We start from the raw sequence: 16,851 nt of genomic DNA on the forward strand, positions 1-16,851 counted from the left end.
ATTCCTGTTCGTTTAATACGTTCAGAACGCTCCTTAATTATAGTCTTGTTTTCCCGAAAAGGGGGAATAAGGACAGCGATACTTCATTTTTCCAAGGGGTCTTCTCGTGTTAAGCTGGTTAGAATAGCGTCTTTATTGATACTCTCAAGAATTTCCTCTATATTTACTACCGTTGGTGATTTACTAAATTCATAACGACCATAAAAATTGATATGTTGCCATGCAATTGGTGAAATATGCTGTAATATTTTCATCACAATCCTTGTATCTTTAGATTTTATTAGTAAGTTAGATAATATACTCGCATTGTAATAAACAATACAGTTGCTGAGCAGCCTACTACATTCATTCCAAATGTGCTGATCTTGTTCAGTCTTGAAACGGAGTTTCCCAAAGTTTGCATATGATACGGATCGACGTAATTTATGATAACTTTCTCCACGATTTAGTGATTTTTGAACATTTTGACGTAATGATAATGAATCAATATATTCTAAAAAATATAGACTTTTAATGATGTTATCATACTCCCATAATGCTCGCTTGGTTTGATTTTTTCGTGCATAAGAACTTAATTTTCGTACAATAACATTTTGAGTCGTCGTCTTTAAAGCAAGAGATACCATAATTCGTTTTATATTGTCCCATTCTTTTACAATGAGATCTGTATTAATTTTACGCACAGGTTTAATCAGTAATTCTTCATAATGGCTTGGATGTTGAAAACCATATAAATTTCGAGATATCGTTGCTTGAATATCTTTATATCTAGGTGCAAATTGGTAACCAAACAAATCTAAAATAGCAAAATTAACTTCATTCGTTCCATGTGTATCTGTAGAATGGATAGTAGGCTTTATATTGGTTGTATTATTGTATAAAATATCAAATACATAATGGCTTTCATGCTCATTTGCACCAATAATTCTTGCTTGAATTGGAATGTGGTTAGCCACCATTGTATAAGAAGTGATTCCTTTATTCATTCCAAAATATTTAGAAGAATGACGGGACTGTAGTGTATGAATCTGTGTTTCGTATTTTTGGCCATCACTACTTGAATGGATGAAATCATCAATGTTAAAATACGGGAAAATAGGAAGTTGACTTGTGGCATTACTGATACAATCATTAGCATCTTTTAATGTTTCTAATCGAATAAAATTAGCTGATGTAGTAGCTAATTTTGAAAAATCCATATCAGAGACTTCTCCCATTCTATATAACCCCATATTTGTTCCCCAAGCTATTAAACATGGAATAAGAGTATAATCATTTGCTTTTTGATTGGCATAGCGTCCCAGAATATGTTCAAAGTTATCTAGAAAATTGCATTGCTGATTTACAAAATACAGGATGCTTCTCATATCAACTTGTGGTAATACATCGAAAAAAGAATGATTAATAAGAGCTGAAGCTCGAGTATATGGAAGTGTCCAAGAATGATGATTTTTATGTTTTTTCACTTGAACATGTTTGTTTTTTCCAGAAGTAATCCTTTTATTAATAGAGATGATACGAGCGTCCAATTTGTTTTCAAGTTCTTTTAAATGTTGTTCGATGGGTTGTTGTAGCTTAGTTAAATTGAAATCTTGAATCATACTCTCTTTATGTACCCACGTATTTTCATCGACTAAATCATCTTCAAAACTTCTATACTGTATGCTATCTCTACAAAAAATATCTCCTGATTGTAAGCGATGCCATAAAGAATGATAAATTAAAAATTCATATCGATCTATTAGTAAACGTTTTGAATGCACATCATCTTTCGTGTAAAGGTAACGTTTGGTACCATTTTGTATAAAGGTTTGTGGAATATCTTCGATATCATATTTAAGTAAAGTTTTTCGTTTCATAAAAACTTCTTTTAAAAAATGTATTGCATCCATAAGAGGATCTTCAATATCTGTTGTAACAAAATCAATCGTCATAAAAATCGGACGAATTTGTCTCTTGAATTGTAAAGCTAATGTATCAATACGTTCCCAACGGAACGCTTTTTCATCTATCTTCGAAGTATTCAGGATTTGATTTGCTAGCTCGGTTAATCTAGGACGGTCTAGGATAGAAAATACCCGTCTTTGTATGTCTTTAAATACTGTATATTCGGAAATATTTTCATCTATTATAACCTGTAAAACATTTCCGACTTTCTTGAAATCTTCTTGGTTTTCTGTGTAATAGTTATATACTTGGTCTTTTGCAAAGGATACGATATCATCATTGTATTTTCTCATTTTATAAATAAAACTATTAATCAAATTATCATTCATTCTTTGGTATCGATAAAAAATAAAGCACAATAAATAAAGATTTATAAGGGATTCATTAAACCTTTTTAATTTATATACGGAATAATATTCTACTAAAGAAGCGTAATATTTAATACTTTCATTAGAAATTTTTAGTTGTGGCAAAATTGAATTGGCCAGTTGAAAAAGAGGATACATTTCTTTCCCATATTCAATTTCTCGTTTAATTTCATTCATACTAAAGTCTTTAGGTTCATGTTTGATTCGAGTAATCTTATATAAACCAGAAGGATTATATAATAATTCTTTTAAATGCTGTTTATCCGTCTCGGATAGCTGTTTTTGTATAATCCTTATAAGGCGTTTTTGTTCATATGTAATAGCATTTCCTATAACCTCTTGTATAAAGCTATAACCAGGAATAATAATTCGTTTAGTAGTTAAATAATTTATAAGCTCGCGAAAAATAAAAATTGGTTTCCCACTTATAGCTGCAGCTCTACGAGCTTGTTCTTTTAAATCTAGTCGAGATTGTGAATCACAAAGACAATAGTTAAATCGCTTGAGAATAAGTTGTTGTTGATTTAGCCTAGTTTTCTTATCAATAGATCCAAAATCTGAGAACTCAGCATTATTGAAATGGACTTTAAGAATATATTGAATCTCCTCTTTCACTTCACATAGGTTAAATTGAAAAAATAAATGCTTTGACTTAAAGTATCCAAGTTGAAGAATGAAATAAATTTTAGATTTTATTGAGCGTAAAGTATATAACAATTCAGTTTCCATTTGAGAAAGAGCAAAATATTGTACGCGCTCTTTAGTTGTAAAAAGAGGTCTACTATAAAGTTGATTTATTTCATCTGTAGTTAAAATAGTTAATCTTTTTTGAATATTCATATTCAATCGTTTTCTACATCTCCTTATGAGTTATAGTTATAATAGATTACACCATGTCAAAAAGTATACTTTTTGACATGGTGTGTTTGAGTAGGTTTTAATATTTCACAATTATAACATAATTATTTTTGAAATATGTCATTAGAGTTGTATAGAATTTGACATTAAAGTGTAATAATTATATCTTATAACCATCAAATTTTTATAATTATAGATTTTATGTGGGATTTGAAATGGGGAAGGAATACATAATGAGAAAATTCTTTTATATTAGAGTAAGTAGTAAAGATCAATCTATTGAGAGACAACTCGCAACCGCAACAGAGATCAGTATTCCTGAAGAATACATCTTTATAGAAAGAGCAAGTGGAAAAGATTTCAAACGTCCTGAATATCAACTTATGAAACGTATGTTGAGAAAAGGCGATCTTTTATATATTCAATCATTAGATCGTTTGGGAAGAAATAAACAAATGATTTTAGACGAATGGCAAGAATTAATTAAAGAAAAAAAGATTGATATCGTTGTGTTAGATATGCCACTTCTTAACACTATGAAATATAAAGATTTAAATGGAATTGAAACTCTTATTTCAGATTTGATTTTACAGTTATTAAGTTATATGGCTGAAGATGAAAGAAAAAGAATCCGCGAACGACAAAAAGAAGGAATTACAATTGCACTTCAAAAAGGAGTTAAATTTGGCCGCAAAAAAGTTGAAATTGATGATAATTTTAAAGGAGCTTATCAAGAATGGAAAAATCATAAAATTACTGCAGTAGAAGCCATGCAAAGAGTAGGCATGAAGAGTAATACATTTTATAGAAGAGTTAAAGAATATGAACATAATTTGGAAGAAAAGAAGCTTTCTTAAATAGAAAAGCTTCTTTTTACATACTACCCTATTTCAAGAGAAATTATTAAAAGTCAAATAAATCCCCTTTCAATAATTTGATTTTTCGTTATTTTTTGTCAGTTATGTGTTATAATGATAATGTACATGTAAAATGGTTTGAAATATTAGTATAGACTCATTCAGGAAAAGCGCGTTCTACAATAGAACGTGCTTTTGTATTATACACCTAAATAATCTCAATAATAAGAATATTGATTATCAATTTTATTAGAAACGCAATGATGTAAAATGACATTAAGCTAAACTTTTCTTTAAATCTTTACCCCTAACAAAGATTTAAAGGTTCTTCTATGTCTTAATATAAAATATAGGAAAGGAAGGAGTTCACTCTAATGAAGATTGCACTCCTTCCTTTATTATGGTTCTTTATATAATTAAAACTATATATTAATTATAATTAATTTGTTTATCTAATAACCTATTATACTATTAATAAATCATTCATTATATACATAGTAATATAACAAAGCTGACATTCACTCTTTATGTATAGAGGGGCATTTTCTACATATATTTTTAAAATATTCACTATAATAAAAGAGGAAAGAATACATCCTTTAAAAAATATATACATATACCCATGCTAAGGAGTGTGATGCCTTTGAAACAGTTTAAAGAAATTTTAGAAAAAGGGGCCATACCTATTGGCCAGTCCGATATATTAGGAAAATCACTGCGGCAATTTGATGAGATACAATATGAAAATGAAACATATCTTATTATTTGGCATCCCATTTATAATGAATTTGTCGGTTCTCATGAATCAGGGAATTGGATATCTCATACCGATTTACATAAAGCTGTTTGGATCAGAAATTTAAAAGAAGCATTTGTTACGAAAAAATAAGAAAAGGTTCTAACAAAAAAGTTAGAACCTTTTCTACATACTTTCTAGGGATTTCGTAAAAACGAAAGTAAATATAGTATACCATAAGTACAAAAACATTTATTTGAAAAGATAGTAAATTCCTCTTATTATTGCTGGTTAATGTCCGCTAACACTTTATTTCATGATTTGGTTCTATTGTCACACAGATCAATGTTACCAAAATATTTACTACAACTCCTTTTAAAAATGTACTGCACAATTGTATTGAATGATACTTTTCAGTCCATGACAGTAACTCTGGCGCTCCATCTACAAAAAAATCCTATTTTTTCTTATTCCCCCTTTTCGAGAAAACAAGACTATAATTAAGGAGCGTTCTGAACGTATTAAACGAACAGGAATGCTCCTTTTTTTTTCTTTATCTACTAAATATCTATATTGAAAAAATAACGTAAATAAAGTACTTTAAGAAAACGTCTTTTCAGATAAAGGAGGAATAAAAGATGAAGGTTGAGGAAGTAATTATCTCCGATAATAAGATTCGTTATCTCTTGGTAAATCAGTATAGGGAAATGATTATGCCTGTGATGAAATTTCTAAAGTATAAAGATAATACAGGTACAGCACGTAATACACTTCGTTCTTACTGCTATGCACTTAAACTCTATTTTGAGTTCTTAGAACAAAAGGAACTGTCTTATACAGATGTGGGGATTGATGAGCTAGCTGAATTTGTTAGATGGCTTCAAAATCCATTCCAGAATGTGAAAGTAACAAGTATTCGTAACAATTCAAAGAAGCGTAAGGCAAGAACAATTAATATCTATTTAGACAAGATTTATGCTTTTTATGATTATCTTATGAGGCATGAAGATTACTCGATAACTTTATCAGAACGATTAAAAAAGCAATCTTCAGCTTCAAGGGGGAATTTCAAGGGATTTCTTCATCATACCTTTAAGAATAAAATGAAAGATACTAAGATACTCAAACTAAAAGTTTCAAAAGAGACATTAAAAGTACTGTCCCCGGATGAAGTACAAATCTTAATTGATGCTTGTTGTAACACCAGAGATAAGTTTCTACTGGTTCTTTTATATGAAACTGGCATGAGGATTGGTGAAGCACTTTCACTTCATTTATCCGATATTGTCCCTACGATTAGAAAAATACATATTCAGGATCGTGGAGAATTGATTAATGGCGCTGAGATTAAGACGGTATGTAGTCCTCGGACTCTAGATATTTCAAAAGAATTGGCTGATTTATACCGGCGGTATATTTTAGAGATACATACAGATGAGATAGATTCAGATTTTGTTTTCATCAAACTAACAGGGGATCGGAAAGGAACTCCACTTGATTATGCAAGCGTACAGTCCCTTTTCAAACGTTTGAAAACAAAAACTAAAATGGAAGTAACTCCTCATATGCTTCGTCATACCAACATAACGGAGTTATGGAAGACAGGAGAAATGAGACCTGAAACGCTTCAGAAGCGCGCTGGACATGCTCATATACAGACTACTATGCAAATGTATGTCCATCCCACAATGGAAGATATACAAGAAGATTGGGAGAAAGCAATGAAGAAAAAAGATGAACGACGAGGAGAATCATGAATATAGTAAGTAATACATCCTATAAACCGAAGGTTACATTAGAGAAAAAAGATGAATTACTGCAGCTATTACAGGGGTATCGGATAAACGATGTGTGGGATTTAAGGGATAACTTCTTCGAAGTATATGATAGCAAAGAATCTTGGCGATCAAATAAAAAAAGAATAGATTTCACATCATTTTCTTTCTATATTCGACAAGAGTTAAAATATTTCTTTGCAATAGAAATATTAAATAGAAGTGTAACTATTGGAACTCTATTAAGTTATTCATTTACGTTTAAACATTTAGCTGCTTTTTTAAACAAACATTATCCTAACATCCATAGTTTTATAGAGATACCATATGAACGTGGTCTTATGAAATACAAAAGTTATTTAATTAATAGGAATGTCAACATCACAAATTCAAAAGGACAGATTTCAAGTAAAGCTATTGCTTTTTTTAATCGAGCGTATCAATTTCTGTTTGATTTCTATGACATAAGAGAAGAGTTTGAAAAAGATATATGGGATGTAAGAAATATTCCTAATGTACGCTATTCTAAAAGTAAAGCTGAATATCGAATATCATTTCATGATATTCATCCATCCTATAGGGAAGCTGTTAAAAAGTATGCTAAGTTTACAACGGTTTCACGTAGTTTTTCATCATTGCAAACAATATTAAGAGGAATCAAACACTTTATAGTGTTCTTACAAAAATATTATCCTAATTGGAACGGTATCACTGATTTGCAAAGATCACATATTGAACAATATTTATTATACGTTAACCATAATTTGGGCCATTTATCTGAAGGAACTAAAGCGGATTATTTGTATGGAGTAAAAGTATTTATAGATTACTTACAACGTACTGAACATCCTAAAGCACCTACTACACCTGTTTTCACTTTGTTCTTCAAGGAAGATTTCCCAAAACAAAGACGATGGAATGAAAATGAGATTAAATATATTCCTGACTCAGTAATGAGTCAGTTAGAATTGTTATTAAGTCATAATCCTGATGAACTCAATCCCCCTATGAAAGATAGCGATAAGAAATATATTCCTGTTATCATTTTACTTATGGCTACAGGATGGCGAATAAGTGATATACTCAATATTCGTTACTATAATTGCTTAATTACTGATACGAACAGAAACTATTATCTTCAAGGAGATATTCCCAAAACTGATGTTAAACAACATCGTATTCCTATAGATAAAGATGTAGCACTAATTATTCAAGCTGTCATTGAACAAACTAAAGATATGTCAACTATAGAAAATAATCCTGATCGATACTTATTCGTTCATACAAAAGGAAAACGTAAGGGGAACCCATTTTGTAGTGGGAATATATCACGAGCATTAAATCGTTTGGCTAAACGATACAACATTGTGGATCAAGATGAAAGTATCTATCATTTTCGAAACCATGCCTTTCGGCACACCAAAGGTGTGGAGCTGATTAATCTAGGAATGAATCTTACTCACATTATGAAATGGTTTGCCCACTCTACACCAGAAATGACACTAGTCTATGCTAAGATAGCCGATGATACATTGAGACGAGAATGGGAAAAGGCACAAAAGAAAAAAGGACCTCTCCTTCGTGTAAATTTAGATAATGGTCAAGTAAATGAAATGGCCATGGACGAAGACTTGATCCATTGGGAATATATACGCAGTAATATCGAGGCTATAAGAGTACCACTTGGGTTTTGCCTGGCTTCGAAGAAGGAAGGTTGTCCTTATGTTGTAACCCCATGTCTGACATGCCCAAACTTCTGTACAACCCCTGACAATCTGTGTGACTTTGAAAGAGAAATCCGGCGAGTGGAAGAACATATTCAGATGACACAAAACTACCCAATTTACAATGAGAAAACCAAGGAACAATTGGATAACCTCATCAAAATTAGAAACCAACTTGTCGAAGGCAAGTCTCATCGGGGGGAGAGTGCTAAAAAAATTCTCTTTGATGCTCAAATTATTAAAGAAAAAGGTGTATCATCATGAAACATAAACGATCTACAGATGCTATTGTAGCCTTGGCTAAAAAGAAGCGAGAAGAAACCCTACAAAAGGTTGAGAAAGCAATTAGACAACTGATTAAAGAGAATAGACGTATTAATTTCAACTCTGTCTCCGACTTCGCAGAAGTGTCCAAGTCTTACTTGTATAGTCATACTACCCTTCGTGAACGAATTGAAACGCTTCGTAAACAACAGCAACGAGCTGTATCTCCAAAATTCGAAAAACGGAAAATGAGTGATGAAAATAAAGATGCAATGATTCAATTATTACGGGATCGAATCAAGGAAGTAGAGTACGAGAATAGGCGATTAAAGGATGAAAACAAAAGACTACAAGGAAAAATGTATGAACAAATTTAATGAAATAAGGCTCTTACTTTGTGGTCATATCCACAAAGTAAGAGCCTTATATTTTCTGTTTATTTTTCATTTTAGTCTTGATTTCTCGAAGGGATGGGCAAAAACACCCTAGATACATATAAATGAAACTTCCTTGTATGAGGATAATTGAAAGAGAGATTATAATTATATGTATATATCCATTCCTTTCTTTTTTAAATTCATCTAGTTGTCTATAATATTTCCGATTACTAATTTTCGGTTTCATATGTACCCTCCATAAAGAAAATACGAAAGTATTTGAATAGCAAGTAGGCATTGGCCTACTTGCGTTTTTATGTTTTTTGCTTTTCCGGTTCGTCCAGCATGTGCCTTGGCAAACACAGGAGGAACTTACAGAGAGTAGCGTGAGCGTACTCTCTGTAGTTATCCCTGTTTTTAATGCTGTGAGCGACACATATCTCCTTGTTAGCTTCTGAAACGCCTGTATAGGCTTTCAGAAGGTTATAAGGAGTAAGTGCCACCGCCCAAAGGATCTATAATGTTTAAATCTTTAAAGGTTCTCAATCTCCTTTATATTAGATTTCCTAACCTCTTTTAATACAGATGTAACAACACCCAATTGTTTAGTGAATTGGTGAGATTGCAATATAACATCATCAACAGGAGCAACAATAACTTTCTCTTCAACCATATTTTCTAAAGCTACTAATACATCATTTAAAGTTCTTTTATCACCTAAAACCACTCTATTTGTTTTAATGTGCCAAATAATATTTTCTAATTTATTTTTCACTTCCATATTTCCGTACCTTTCTATACAAAATTTAAATTGTATTAAAACTCTGTAAAGATCCTTCTATTTATTGTTCATTTTCAATAATATAGTATCCTTGGCTAGAAATTGATTTTATACGCTGTAATTCATCAATTATCCTTGCATTTAATTCTACTATGGTTCTACTTCCCCCATTCCGTCCATCGAGATCATCTAACTCCCATAGCAAACTTTTCTCACCATCAAAACTTTTAAATTCTGGGTTAATTCCTTCTTTTAAAACTTTTATGGCATCTTCACAAGCATGAACTAGATCTTCAGGCGAAACTAATTCTAATTCCTTTGAGTTTGGAGGTTCAAATTGACTATATATCGGAATATGTATTCCATAATTTTCGTATACAGCTCTTAATATCCCACTTGTTGCGTAAGTAAATCTTAATTCGCCTTGATCAAAATATCGTATCATCTTATTAAAATCATTTTCTTCATGTTCTACGATTTCAAATTGTTTGAAATAAGTCCAAGTTACCCCCATAAATTATTCCTCCCTACGTTTTCTACAAAATTCAGATTGTATTAAACTCTATAAATTAACGCCTTTGGCTACTATCTTATTTACTACCTTTTTTTTGAAAAGTTTAGTTAGTATTTTCATCTTTTGAAACTCATATTCTACTGGTTTATCCCATTCTTCATAGTAAACTTGGATATTAATAATCTCACTTACAATTTCCGACAGAACCTGTTCGATAAATGCTCCAATAGGTTTTTTGTTGGAATGATTTTTATCTGCATAGTTTTTTAGGCATGCAATGAATGTCCACTCTAGCCCTTTTAGATTAGTAAAATACGTACTATCAGTTTTCCAATCTAAAGGATCTGTTTCCAAATCCAGTTCTCCTGCTTTAGTCCAACTCCCCACCTCATTACATCTGTTTTGAATAACTTCCCTACTTAATGGAATCAAAGTGCTTCTTTCGATATCATAATATTCTTGAAGAAACGGATATTTATCAACTGCTATGTGCCAATCACCATCATTAATTAATTCAACTAATTCTTTGTATTCTACTTTAATAATTACTTTCCCCCGAAATGCTGTATACATTCCCATTTCATCACCCCATATTTATATATAACTAACTGTGTATTTGTAGAATTGATTAAGCTCACTAAAATAAGGATTTTATAAGATGTGTCCTATCTCTCATTTTAGCAAACTCCCTTCATCATAAAATTCGAATAAATGGTTTAATTTCCGAATAACTTAGTGTTATAATGCTAGAGGTGAATTAATATCATTTCTACAATATCATAAGAGTTCTCAAGAGTTCAGCCCCTCAATGCGCACCATTAGGGGCTGAACTCTTTTTTGCATGAAAGGTAAGATTTTGATACTTCACGCTTACACATTTATAAGGAAAATCTATTAAATTTGTAACCACTCCTTTGTAAGAATGGTCTTTAACAAACTAAATTTAGAGGTCTTTTTATCAAGATAATGTATGTTAGCACGATCTGCATTGTAGCCCTTTATACATAACTGTATCTTCTCTTGAAATGAATTAGTTTTAGTAGATGCTTCATATATAACCTCACATCCAACTTCCTTGTTATCCTTATATAAAACTACAGTATAAATGTTATGAATTTCCTTCACACTGATCCCCCCCTTAATTACAAAGTAATGTAACAATATCTACTGCTGTTTTATCTGCTACTTGATAATACATTTCTAAGCCACGTCTTTGTGATTTTAATACTCTTGTACTTTTTAATTTTGCTAGATGAACAGATACAGTAGATTGTGGTATATCTAATTGTGTCTGTATTTGAGTTACATTGCTGATCTTACATGAAATAAGGTATCGTACTATTTGAAGACGGATGGGATGCCCTAGAGCCTTTAGCATATCTACTGATTTTTCTGTTACAGTTTGTGAATTTCGTTCCATAAGTTTCATATTATTCATTCCTTTTATATTAATTTTGTAATGTTATTAACTAATAATCTTGTAATCATTTGTTCTATAAATCTTCTAATCTATTAACATAAAGTATTCATGAATACTTTATGTTAATAGAACTTACAATCTTTTAATATTAATAATTACATTATACACTAAATATAGTTTAAAATAAACAACTTTCTAAACTATATTCAGTTTATTTTTGGCATCATAATTAAAAGGACGAGATATAGTCTCGTCCTTTTAATTAATCACAACTTGAGCTATTGTCACTGCTACTATCATTATAGTTATTTGAAGAAGTATCAGGTGAACACATCCCACTTGATTTGTCTGATCCATTATCAGCGTCTAGTATTATGTTATTAATAGTGCTTGCTGTGATTAAGGGATCTACTAGATCACTAGCATTTCTATGTTTTTTTTCCTCAGTAAAATGATGTACGTGTGAGTGTCTATTAGAACGTCTAACCATATTGGTTTTGTCGCTAGATATTTCAATTTCTTTTTTATCCATGCTTACTTTACAAGATTTTAAATTTTTATCTTTCATATAATTTACAACTTTATCTACGTCTTTTCCCATAATAGGTTCTTCCTCTTGTTTAAAAAAGAGCGACAATCCCTTTGTAAAGTAATATCCCAATAAAACAACGAAACCGAAGTAAACAAAAATTCTTATTATTAAAAACCAATCAAATGCTAGATTATCCATATTTTCATGATCCTTTCATGTAATTTTAATTTCATACTATTCAAATTCATCAATACGAAAATCCTCGTAAATTTTCGGTTTTTTCATAGTTGGTCTATTCCCTTCAAATTCAACATTATCAGACCAATTTATTTTTACTTTTTTATAAAATTCTTCTAACTCTTTTGAAGTTAATAAAGACAATAAAAAACACAACTCACTTTCTACCTGAAGTAAACCTGAAGTAATATATCCTCTTTCATATTCATCTTTTTTACCTGCATTACTAATAAAATCATGCATACCTATTAAAGCAAGCATCCGATTAGTAAATTTACCACTATTTTCATCGTTATTAAAAGCTTCATATTTTGCAAACATATTATCATTCCTTTTTATTTAATTTTTTTGTGCAAGTGTATTAGACCAAATTACCTTGTGTGACATGAATACTACAAAAATAAAATAAATTACATATCCAATAGAAAAAAACATATAACTAAAAAATGTTCCTGCAAGGTCATTTGAAAAAATATCGAAAAGGGATCTAAAAGGAACATTACTAGGTTTCAGCATTTCTGGAAACAAATATAACCATAAAGCTATTGTAGAGATTGCTTTTAATATCAAATCTATTCCGTTCATCTTCATTTTCCACATGCTGATACTCCTACGATGTGAAAAAACAATATAAAAATTGAACAAACAATATATAAAAGCAATCCTAGTGTTTTGAAGAGCAATACAATACCTAATATCACAAATATAGGTATGATAATCATTTTGAAATAATCAGAAATTGCTGGTATGTGTACACCATAATTTTCTAACGCTAAAACTGAAATTGATTTTGAAGATAATATTGAATCTTGAGTGTATATAAGATTTAAAAAAATTATAACTGCACAAAAAATCACTAAATACTTCAATAACCAGAACTTTAACTCTTTTTTTACTCCCTTTCCCCACAAGGGATTGACTTTAAATATTACTTCTCCTCTCACTTTCGTCCCCTCATTTCCTAATAAAATTCAAATTTGATTAAACTCTACTATCTAATTCAGTAGGCTTCAAAAATTAGCGAAAAAAGCATAATTATAAAAATCAAAAATATTAAAAAATAAACACATGAAATTCTCATATCATCTCTATTCATAGTTTTTCCTCACTTAATACAAAATTCAAAATCTATTACAGTAATATCTTTATGTTAGACTGTCCATATTTCTTTTAATTTTTATAGCCTTAATGAGCAAGATAATATTTGTTAATGCATAAATCCAAGGTATCACCTGATCAATAAGTATAGTAGACCACTCTGGAATCTTTACTGTATTATGTAAATAATTACTCAACATCATAGTAAGAAGACAAGCTAACGTACTAATCATTATGGACTTAAAAGTTTCATCTAGTTGTATTTTTAAAATTGTTAATTCTCTTTTCTCCATAAATCTCACCTCACTACAAAATTTCAATTATATATTGGGTGTTATTCAGCTTCTTCATAGTCAATACAAACTACTTGATCTTTATTAACTTCAAATACATTTCCTTCTTGATGATCTGCATTATTGTATAAAACGCTCTTATTTAATGTCCTTTGAAGAAGGAAATTGTCGTAAATCTTTTTTTGTGCTTCTTCAAAATCTTTAACATCTAAATTGGTAGCCCTTGATTCACCACTACTCATATTGAAAGTTACTCTTATTTTTTTCATAACGCATTCTCCCTTTATATAAAATTCAAATTGTGCTTCCTTATTTAAGATTTCTGTAATAGCTTCTTTCATTTTATACATTGCTTCTTCAGCTTCATTACGCTTTAGAAATACATACATATCATTTTCAAAATCAAAATGTTCTACGTTTATCAAATGAGATAAATGTCCTGTTTGTGAAGCCATAACTTCTTTATTTCTATAACTCACAAGTTTTATCTTGAAATGTTCTTTCTGTAAATATTTCAAGATGAAATTTTTACATTTAATTTCAAAGGCTGGCTCATATATTTTAACCATGTTTTGAATCCTTTGTTTGAATTCATCATTAAAATAATGAACTTTAATATTAAGTACATATGGCTTTTCTAATGTCCTATTTACTTCTATATCAGTTTCTAATTTATAAAAAGTATGCATTTTCCAACCTGCCTTTTCTAATGAAATTCAATTGATGAATTTCATTATTTTCGTTTCCTTCCTATAAAAATCAACTTTTTACACTATTACATCCAGTATTGCTATAGAAATTGCGCCTGCCATATATACCATACAACCAGTTAATGCAAACATCATAAGAAATGTATTATTCTTTTCACTATGTCCATTAAGCATTCTATAAAGAACACTAGTGTTAAATCCTAATAAACATATAACTACAGGTACACCAATATACCACTTCCTTAAAGGAGCAAATATTCCCGCAACCACCTCTTGTATAGCCATTTCATTCGTTAGTCCAGTTTGTTGTAATAAATCACCCATTGATGATAAAGCAAGTAACATTAAAACTATAAATCCAAATATACTAAAAAACTTACTCATTTTATATCCTCCTAGTTCTAAATAAAATTTGATTTTAAGAGAGTTCTTTAATTCTCCACACTCCCTCTAGTTGGTACTTACTAACAAGGTATTTTAAGAAATCAAAATAACTTTGTCCTGATTCTTTAAAGTCCCATGTTTCATCTAAAAGGGTAGTAATTACATTAATTTGTCCTCTAACGAAACTGGATTTTACATGATATTTTCCATCATTTTCTGATTTTTCTATTCTGATAAACTCATTAATCCGTTCAGTAAGCATTTCTCTAATAGCTTTTGAGGATAGTATAACTTCCGGTATTTCCATACTCATATTTTCTAAATTAAAATCCTTAGCTTCTTGCTTATGATAATTAACTTTCTTATTGGGGTTTTGTGCATTAAAAAACTCCCTATTAAACTCTCTCAGTGTATTCAATTCTTCAGTTGAACAATGCTTCCATACCATACCTTCATCTAGTCCCATTTGTTTCTCATTACCTAGAAATCCTTGTCCCCTTGTTTCTTTCACGATCTTTTCTAAGGCTTCCAATATATCATCTACTCGCCTTGTTTGCCCTAAACTCTCTCTATTATTTTCAAGAAACCTCATGTATCTTTCTAAGCTTTTTAAATTCGTCAAATCATATCAACCCTTTCATTTTTTATTTGAACTATTACTAGTAAATACACCTTCAGCTTTTAAAAACTTTTCAAGAGCATCATATAATTTCATTTCATTGTTATTACAATAATCAACATTATCATGAAGAACGCTTGCTTCCTCTAATGTATCCAATTTACACCATAATTGGTGAGACAGCTTATGTATATCCTTACGAATTTCTTCAAGTTTTTCCATCTAAATTCCTCTCCTCATTTAGTATTCATGAATACCCTTATTTATAAGTTATATAAAAATCCACTTATCTAACTGACTATCTTATTATATCATATTTTATTAATAAAACAAATATAGTTTATAAATAAAAATAATGTAAACTATATTTGTTTTAAAAGGGTGGGCGGTGGGTATTGATATAGAGAATAAGCGTAGCTTATTTTCAATGCCTTTATATAAAAAATGAGAACAAGATTTTCTATCTCATTCTCATTTTTTATAACTACTTGATATATTTTCTAAATCTAAATTTTTCAATATACATTTTTTAAGCATAGGCATAACAAGTTCTAAATTTAAAAATACCATAAATAAAATTTTGTATGTAGGAATCGAACATTTTACAAGTACCGTCCATAACAAATTAAGAATATAGTTTGTTATAGTTGCATTCGTCACATGGTTAAGATCCACCAAGAAACGTTCTATTATCTCTACATTAGAAATCGGCATTACACATAAAAAAATAAAAGACACAAACAAAGTAACCACAAAAGGTTTAAAAATAATATTAGTTATTGTTTTTTGTAAGCTAAATATAATGACCACCTACTTTGTTAATTTTTTCATTTTGATATATAAGAGAACAGGATACATCGTAACAGTTATTCCCTATCTTATATCTTATTTATTATATAAAAAACATACAATAAATATAGTTTAAAGTAAATATTTTTTTAAAACACATTTAGTTATATTCATAAATAAAAATGGAATCATTAGATTCCATTTTTATGCTCGTTTTAATCTTTTCTTCGGCTCTTTCACAGTTCTACTTAATACATCAAAGGCTTCTTGAATCATTTGTTTTTCATCTTCTTTTCTTTGTAAGTACAACTGATACTCTTGAACCAATTCTTCCGCCCAATCTTCAATTTCTTTATCTTGGTTTGGTTGATATTCCATGACATTACTGAATACAGGAATATCAGCATATCTTTCTTCATAATTAAATTCATCGGCTGTTTCATCTTTTAATTCATAAACAAATCCTTTTAAAACTTTTTTCCCATTTTCCATATCATGAATTAACTCAACCATAATTTCAGTTTTGTCATCATCTAAAAATACTTTTCCTAATTGCATTATTTAACAC

General features: G+C 30.0%; 21 protein-coding genes. 5 read left to right on the top strand and 16 right to left on the bottom strand.

Annotation, left to right across the window (positions count from 1 at the left end; all coding sequences use genetic code 11):
- Positions 1–83: 83 nt before the first annotated feature.
- Positions 84–3,155, bottom strand: coding sequence for a Tn3 family transposase (locus tag QCI79_RS33240; protein WP_021729420.1), 3,072 nt, complete (start codon positions 3,153–3,155; stop codon positions 84–86).
- Between the two features lie 251 nt (positions 3,156–3,406).
- Between QCI79_RS33240 and QCI79_RS33245 the strand changes: the two genes are divergently transcribed.
- The 5 genes from QCI79_RS33245 (at position 3,407) to QCI79_RS33265 (ending at position 8,906) form a co-directional block, all read left to right on the top strand.
- Positions 3,407–4,030 (top strand): recombinase family protein, encoded by a 624-nt coding sequence (locus QCI79_RS33245; RefSeq protein WP_021727887.1) that lies wholly within the window; start codon positions 3,407–3,409, stop codon positions 4,028–4,030.
- Between the two features lie 637 nt (positions 4,031–4,667).
- A complete protein-coding gene (locus QCI79_RS33250) occupies positions 4,668–4,919 on the top strand; it encodes a hypothetical protein (RefSeq protein WP_031303061.1) in 252 nt (83 codons plus the stop codon).
- A gap of 485 nt (positions 4,920–5,404) precedes the next feature.
- Positions 5,405–6,523, top strand: a complete 1,119-nt coding sequence (locus QCI79_RS33255; RefSeq protein WP_000861877.1) for a tyrosine-type recombinase/integrase — start codon at positions 5,405–5,407, stop codon at positions 6,521–6,523.
- Positions 6,520–8,529 carry a tyrosine-type recombinase/integrase gene (locus QCI79_RS33260; protein WP_001028548.1) on the top strand — a complete coding sequence of 670 codons (2,010 nt, stop codon included), beginning with the start codon at positions 6,520–6,522 and terminating at the stop codon, positions 8,527–8,529. The genes QCI79_RS33255 and QCI79_RS33260 overlap by 4 nt, the downstream gene beginning before the upstream one ends.
- The gene (locus QCI79_RS33265) at positions 8,526–8,906 is read left to right on the top strand and encodes a DUF6262 family protein (RefSeq protein ID WP_000681129.1); all 381 of its coding nucleotides are present in this window, start codon (positions 8,526–8,528) and stop codon (positions 8,904–8,906) included. The genes QCI79_RS33260 and QCI79_RS33265 overlap by 4 nt, the downstream gene beginning before the upstream one ends.
- Before the next feature lie 532 nt (positions 8,907–9,438).
- Here QCI79_RS33265 and QCI79_RS33270 read toward each other — a convergent pair.
- From QCI79_RS33270 to QCI79_RS33340, 15 genes are all read right to left on the bottom strand, one after another.
- Positions 9,439–9,687 carry a hypothetical protein gene (locus QCI79_RS33270; protein ID WP_000453241.1) on the bottom strand — a complete coding sequence of 83 codons (249 nt, stop codon included), beginning with the start codon at positions 9,685–9,687 and terminating at the stop codon, positions 9,439–9,441.
- Positions 9,688–9,748: 61 nt separating this feature from the next.
- Positions 9,749–10,201, bottom strand: coding sequence for a hypothetical protein (locus QCI79_RS33275; RefSeq protein WP_021729006.1), 453 nt, complete (start codon positions 10,199–10,201; stop codon positions 9,749–9,751).
- 48 nt (positions 10,202–10,249) lie between these two features.
- Positions 10,250–10,780, bottom strand: a complete 531-nt coding sequence (locus tag QCI79_RS33280; protein WP_000525927.1) for a hypothetical protein — start codon at positions 10,778–10,780, stop codon at positions 10,250–10,252.
- A 315-nt stretch (positions 10,781–11,095) separates the two neighbouring features.
- Complete coding sequence (locus QCI79_RS33285; RefSeq protein WP_000658561.1) at positions 11,096–11,326, bottom strand: hypothetical protein; 231 nt, start codon at positions 11,324–11,326, stop codon at positions 11,096–11,098.
- Positions 11,327–11,339: 13 nt separating this feature from the next.
- A complete protein-coding gene (locus tag QCI79_RS33290; RefSeq protein WP_000772443.1) occupies positions 11,340–11,630 on the bottom strand; it encodes an ArsR/SmtB family transcription factor in 291 nt (96 codons plus the stop codon).
- A 253-nt stretch (positions 11,631–11,883) separates the two neighbouring features.
- Positions 11,884–12,351, bottom strand: a complete 468-nt coding sequence (locus tag QCI79_RS33295; protein WP_000369224.1) for a hypothetical protein — start codon at positions 12,349–12,351, stop codon at positions 11,884–11,886.
- 36 nt (positions 12,352–12,387) lie between these two features.
- A complete protein-coding gene (locus tag QCI79_RS33300) occupies positions 12,388–12,711 on the bottom strand; it encodes a hypothetical protein (RefSeq protein ID WP_000457465.1) in 324 nt (107 codons plus the stop codon).
- Between the two features lie 18 nt (positions 12,712–12,729).
- Positions 12,730–12,990, bottom strand: coding sequence for a hypothetical protein (locus tag QCI79_RS33305; protein WP_021729005.1), 261 nt, complete (start codon positions 12,988–12,990; stop codon positions 12,730–12,732).
- The gene (locus QCI79_RS33310) at positions 12,978–13,334 is read right to left on the bottom strand and encodes a hypothetical protein (RefSeq protein WP_001213925.1); all 357 of its coding nucleotides are present in this window, start codon (positions 13,332–13,334) and stop codon (positions 12,978–12,980) included. Before QCI79_RS33310 ends, QCI79_RS33305 begins: the two co-directional genes overlap by 13 nt.
- A gap of 201 nt (positions 13,335–13,535) precedes the next feature.
- Positions 13,536–13,781 (bottom strand): hypothetical protein, encoded by a 246-nt coding sequence (locus QCI79_RS33315; RefSeq protein ID WP_000415284.1) that lies wholly within the window; start codon positions 13,779–13,781, stop codon positions 13,536–13,538.
- A 41-nt stretch (positions 13,782–13,822) separates the two neighbouring features.
- Positions 13,823–14,470 (bottom strand): hypothetical protein, encoded by a 648-nt coding sequence (locus QCI79_RS33320; RefSeq protein ID WP_021729004.1) that lies wholly within the window; start codon positions 14,468–14,470, stop codon positions 13,823–13,825.
- A gap of 78 nt (positions 14,471–14,548) precedes the next feature.
- Positions 14,549–14,875, bottom strand: a complete 327-nt coding sequence (locus QCI79_RS33325; RefSeq protein WP_021729003.1) for a hypothetical protein — start codon at positions 14,873–14,875, stop codon at positions 14,549–14,551.
- A 34-nt stretch (positions 14,876–14,909) separates the two neighbouring features.
- Positions 14,910–15,497: a hypothetical protein gene (locus tag QCI79_RS33330; protein ID WP_000183208.1), complete on the bottom strand. Its 588-nt coding sequence runs from the start codon at positions 15,495–15,497 to the stop codon at positions 14,910–14,912.
- Between the two features lie 15 nt (positions 15,498–15,512).
- Positions 15,513–15,716: a hypothetical protein gene (locus tag QCI79_RS33335; protein ID WP_000412908.1), complete on the bottom strand. Its 204-nt coding sequence runs from the start codon at positions 15,714–15,716 to the stop codon at positions 15,513–15,515.
- 771 nt (positions 15,717–16,487) lie between these two features.
- Positions 16,488–16,841, bottom strand: coding sequence for a hypothetical protein (locus tag QCI79_RS33340; RefSeq protein ID WP_001175924.1), 354 nt, complete (start codon positions 16,839–16,841; stop codon positions 16,488–16,490).
- Positions 16,842–16,851: the final 10 nt, after the last annotated feature.

The organism is Bacillus cereus group sp. MG1 (assembly GCF_040460035.1).
Classification (GTDB): Bacteria; Bacillota; Bacilli; order Bacillales; family Bacillaceae_G; genus Bacillus_A; species Bacillus_A cereus.

Bases quoted from the DNA above. Each gene is read 5' to 3' on its own strand.
- QCI79_RS33295 (WP_000369224.1), bottom strand. From the start codon at position 12,351: ATGGATAATCTAGCATTTGATTGGTTTTTAATAATAAGAATTTTTGTT.
- QCI79_RS33315 (WP_000415284.1), bottom strand. From the start codon at position 13,781: ATGGAGAAAAGAGAATTAACAATTTTAAAAATACAACTAGATGAAACT.
- QCI79_RS33325 (WP_021729003.1), bottom strand. From the start codon at position 14,875: ATGAGTAAGTTTTTTAGTATATTTGGATTTATAGTTTTAATGTTACTT.
- QCI79_RS33255 (WP_000861877.1), top strand. From the start codon at position 5,405: ATGAAGGTTGAGGAAGTAATTATCTCCGATAATAAGATTCGTTATCTC.
- QCI79_RS33260 (WP_001028548.1), top strand. From the start codon at position 6,520: ATGAATATAGTAAGTAATACATCCTATAAACCGAAGGTTACATTAGAG.
- QCI79_RS33305 (WP_021729005.1), bottom strand. From the start codon at position 12,990: ATGTGGAAAATGAAGATGAACGGAATAGATTTGATATTAAAAGCAATC.
- QCI79_RS33340 (WP_001175924.1), bottom strand. From the start codon at position 16,841: ATGCAATTAGGAAAAGTATTTTTAGATGATGACAAAACTGAAATTATG.
- QCI79_RS33270 (WP_000453241.1), bottom strand. From the start codon at position 9,687: ATGGAAGTGAAAAATAAATTAGAAAATATTATTTGGCACATTAAAACA.
- QCI79_RS33290 (WP_000772443.1), bottom strand. From the start codon at position 11,630: ATGAAACTTATGGAACGAAATTCACAAACTGTAACAGAAAAATCAGTA.
- QCI79_RS33265 (WP_000681129.1), top strand. From the start codon at position 8,526: ATGAAACATAAACGATCTACAGATGCTATTGTAGCCTTGGCTAAAAAG.
- QCI79_RS33250 (WP_031303061.1), top strand. From the start codon at position 4,668: ATGCCTTTGAAACAGTTTAAAGAAATTTTAGAAAAAGGGGCCATACCT.
- QCI79_RS33300 (WP_000457465.1), bottom strand. From the start codon at position 12,711: ATGTTTGCAAAATATGAAGCTTTTAATAACGATGAAAATAGTGGTAAA.
- QCI79_RS33245 (WP_021727887.1), top strand. From the start codon at position 3,407: ATGAGAAAATTCTTTTATATTAGAGTAAGTAGTAAAGATCAATCTATT.
- QCI79_RS33335 (WP_000412908.1), bottom strand. From the start codon at position 15,716: ATGGAAAAACTTGAAGAAATTCGTAAGGATATACATAAGCTGTCTCAC.
- QCI79_RS33240 (WP_021729420.1), bottom strand. From the start codon at position 3,155: ATGAATATTCAAAAAAGATTAACTATTTTAACTACAGATGAAATAAAT.
- QCI79_RS33280 (WP_000525927.1), bottom strand. From the start codon at position 10,780: ATGGGAATGTATACAGCATTTCGGGGGAAAGTAATTATTAAAGTAGAA.
- QCI79_RS33275 (WP_021729006.1), bottom strand. From the start codon at position 10,201: ATGGGGGTAACTTGGACTTATTTCAAACAATTTGAAATCGTAGAACAT.
- QCI79_RS33320 (WP_021729004.1), bottom strand. From the start codon at position 14,470: ATGCATACTTTTTATAAATTAGAAACTGATATAGAAGTAAATAGGACA.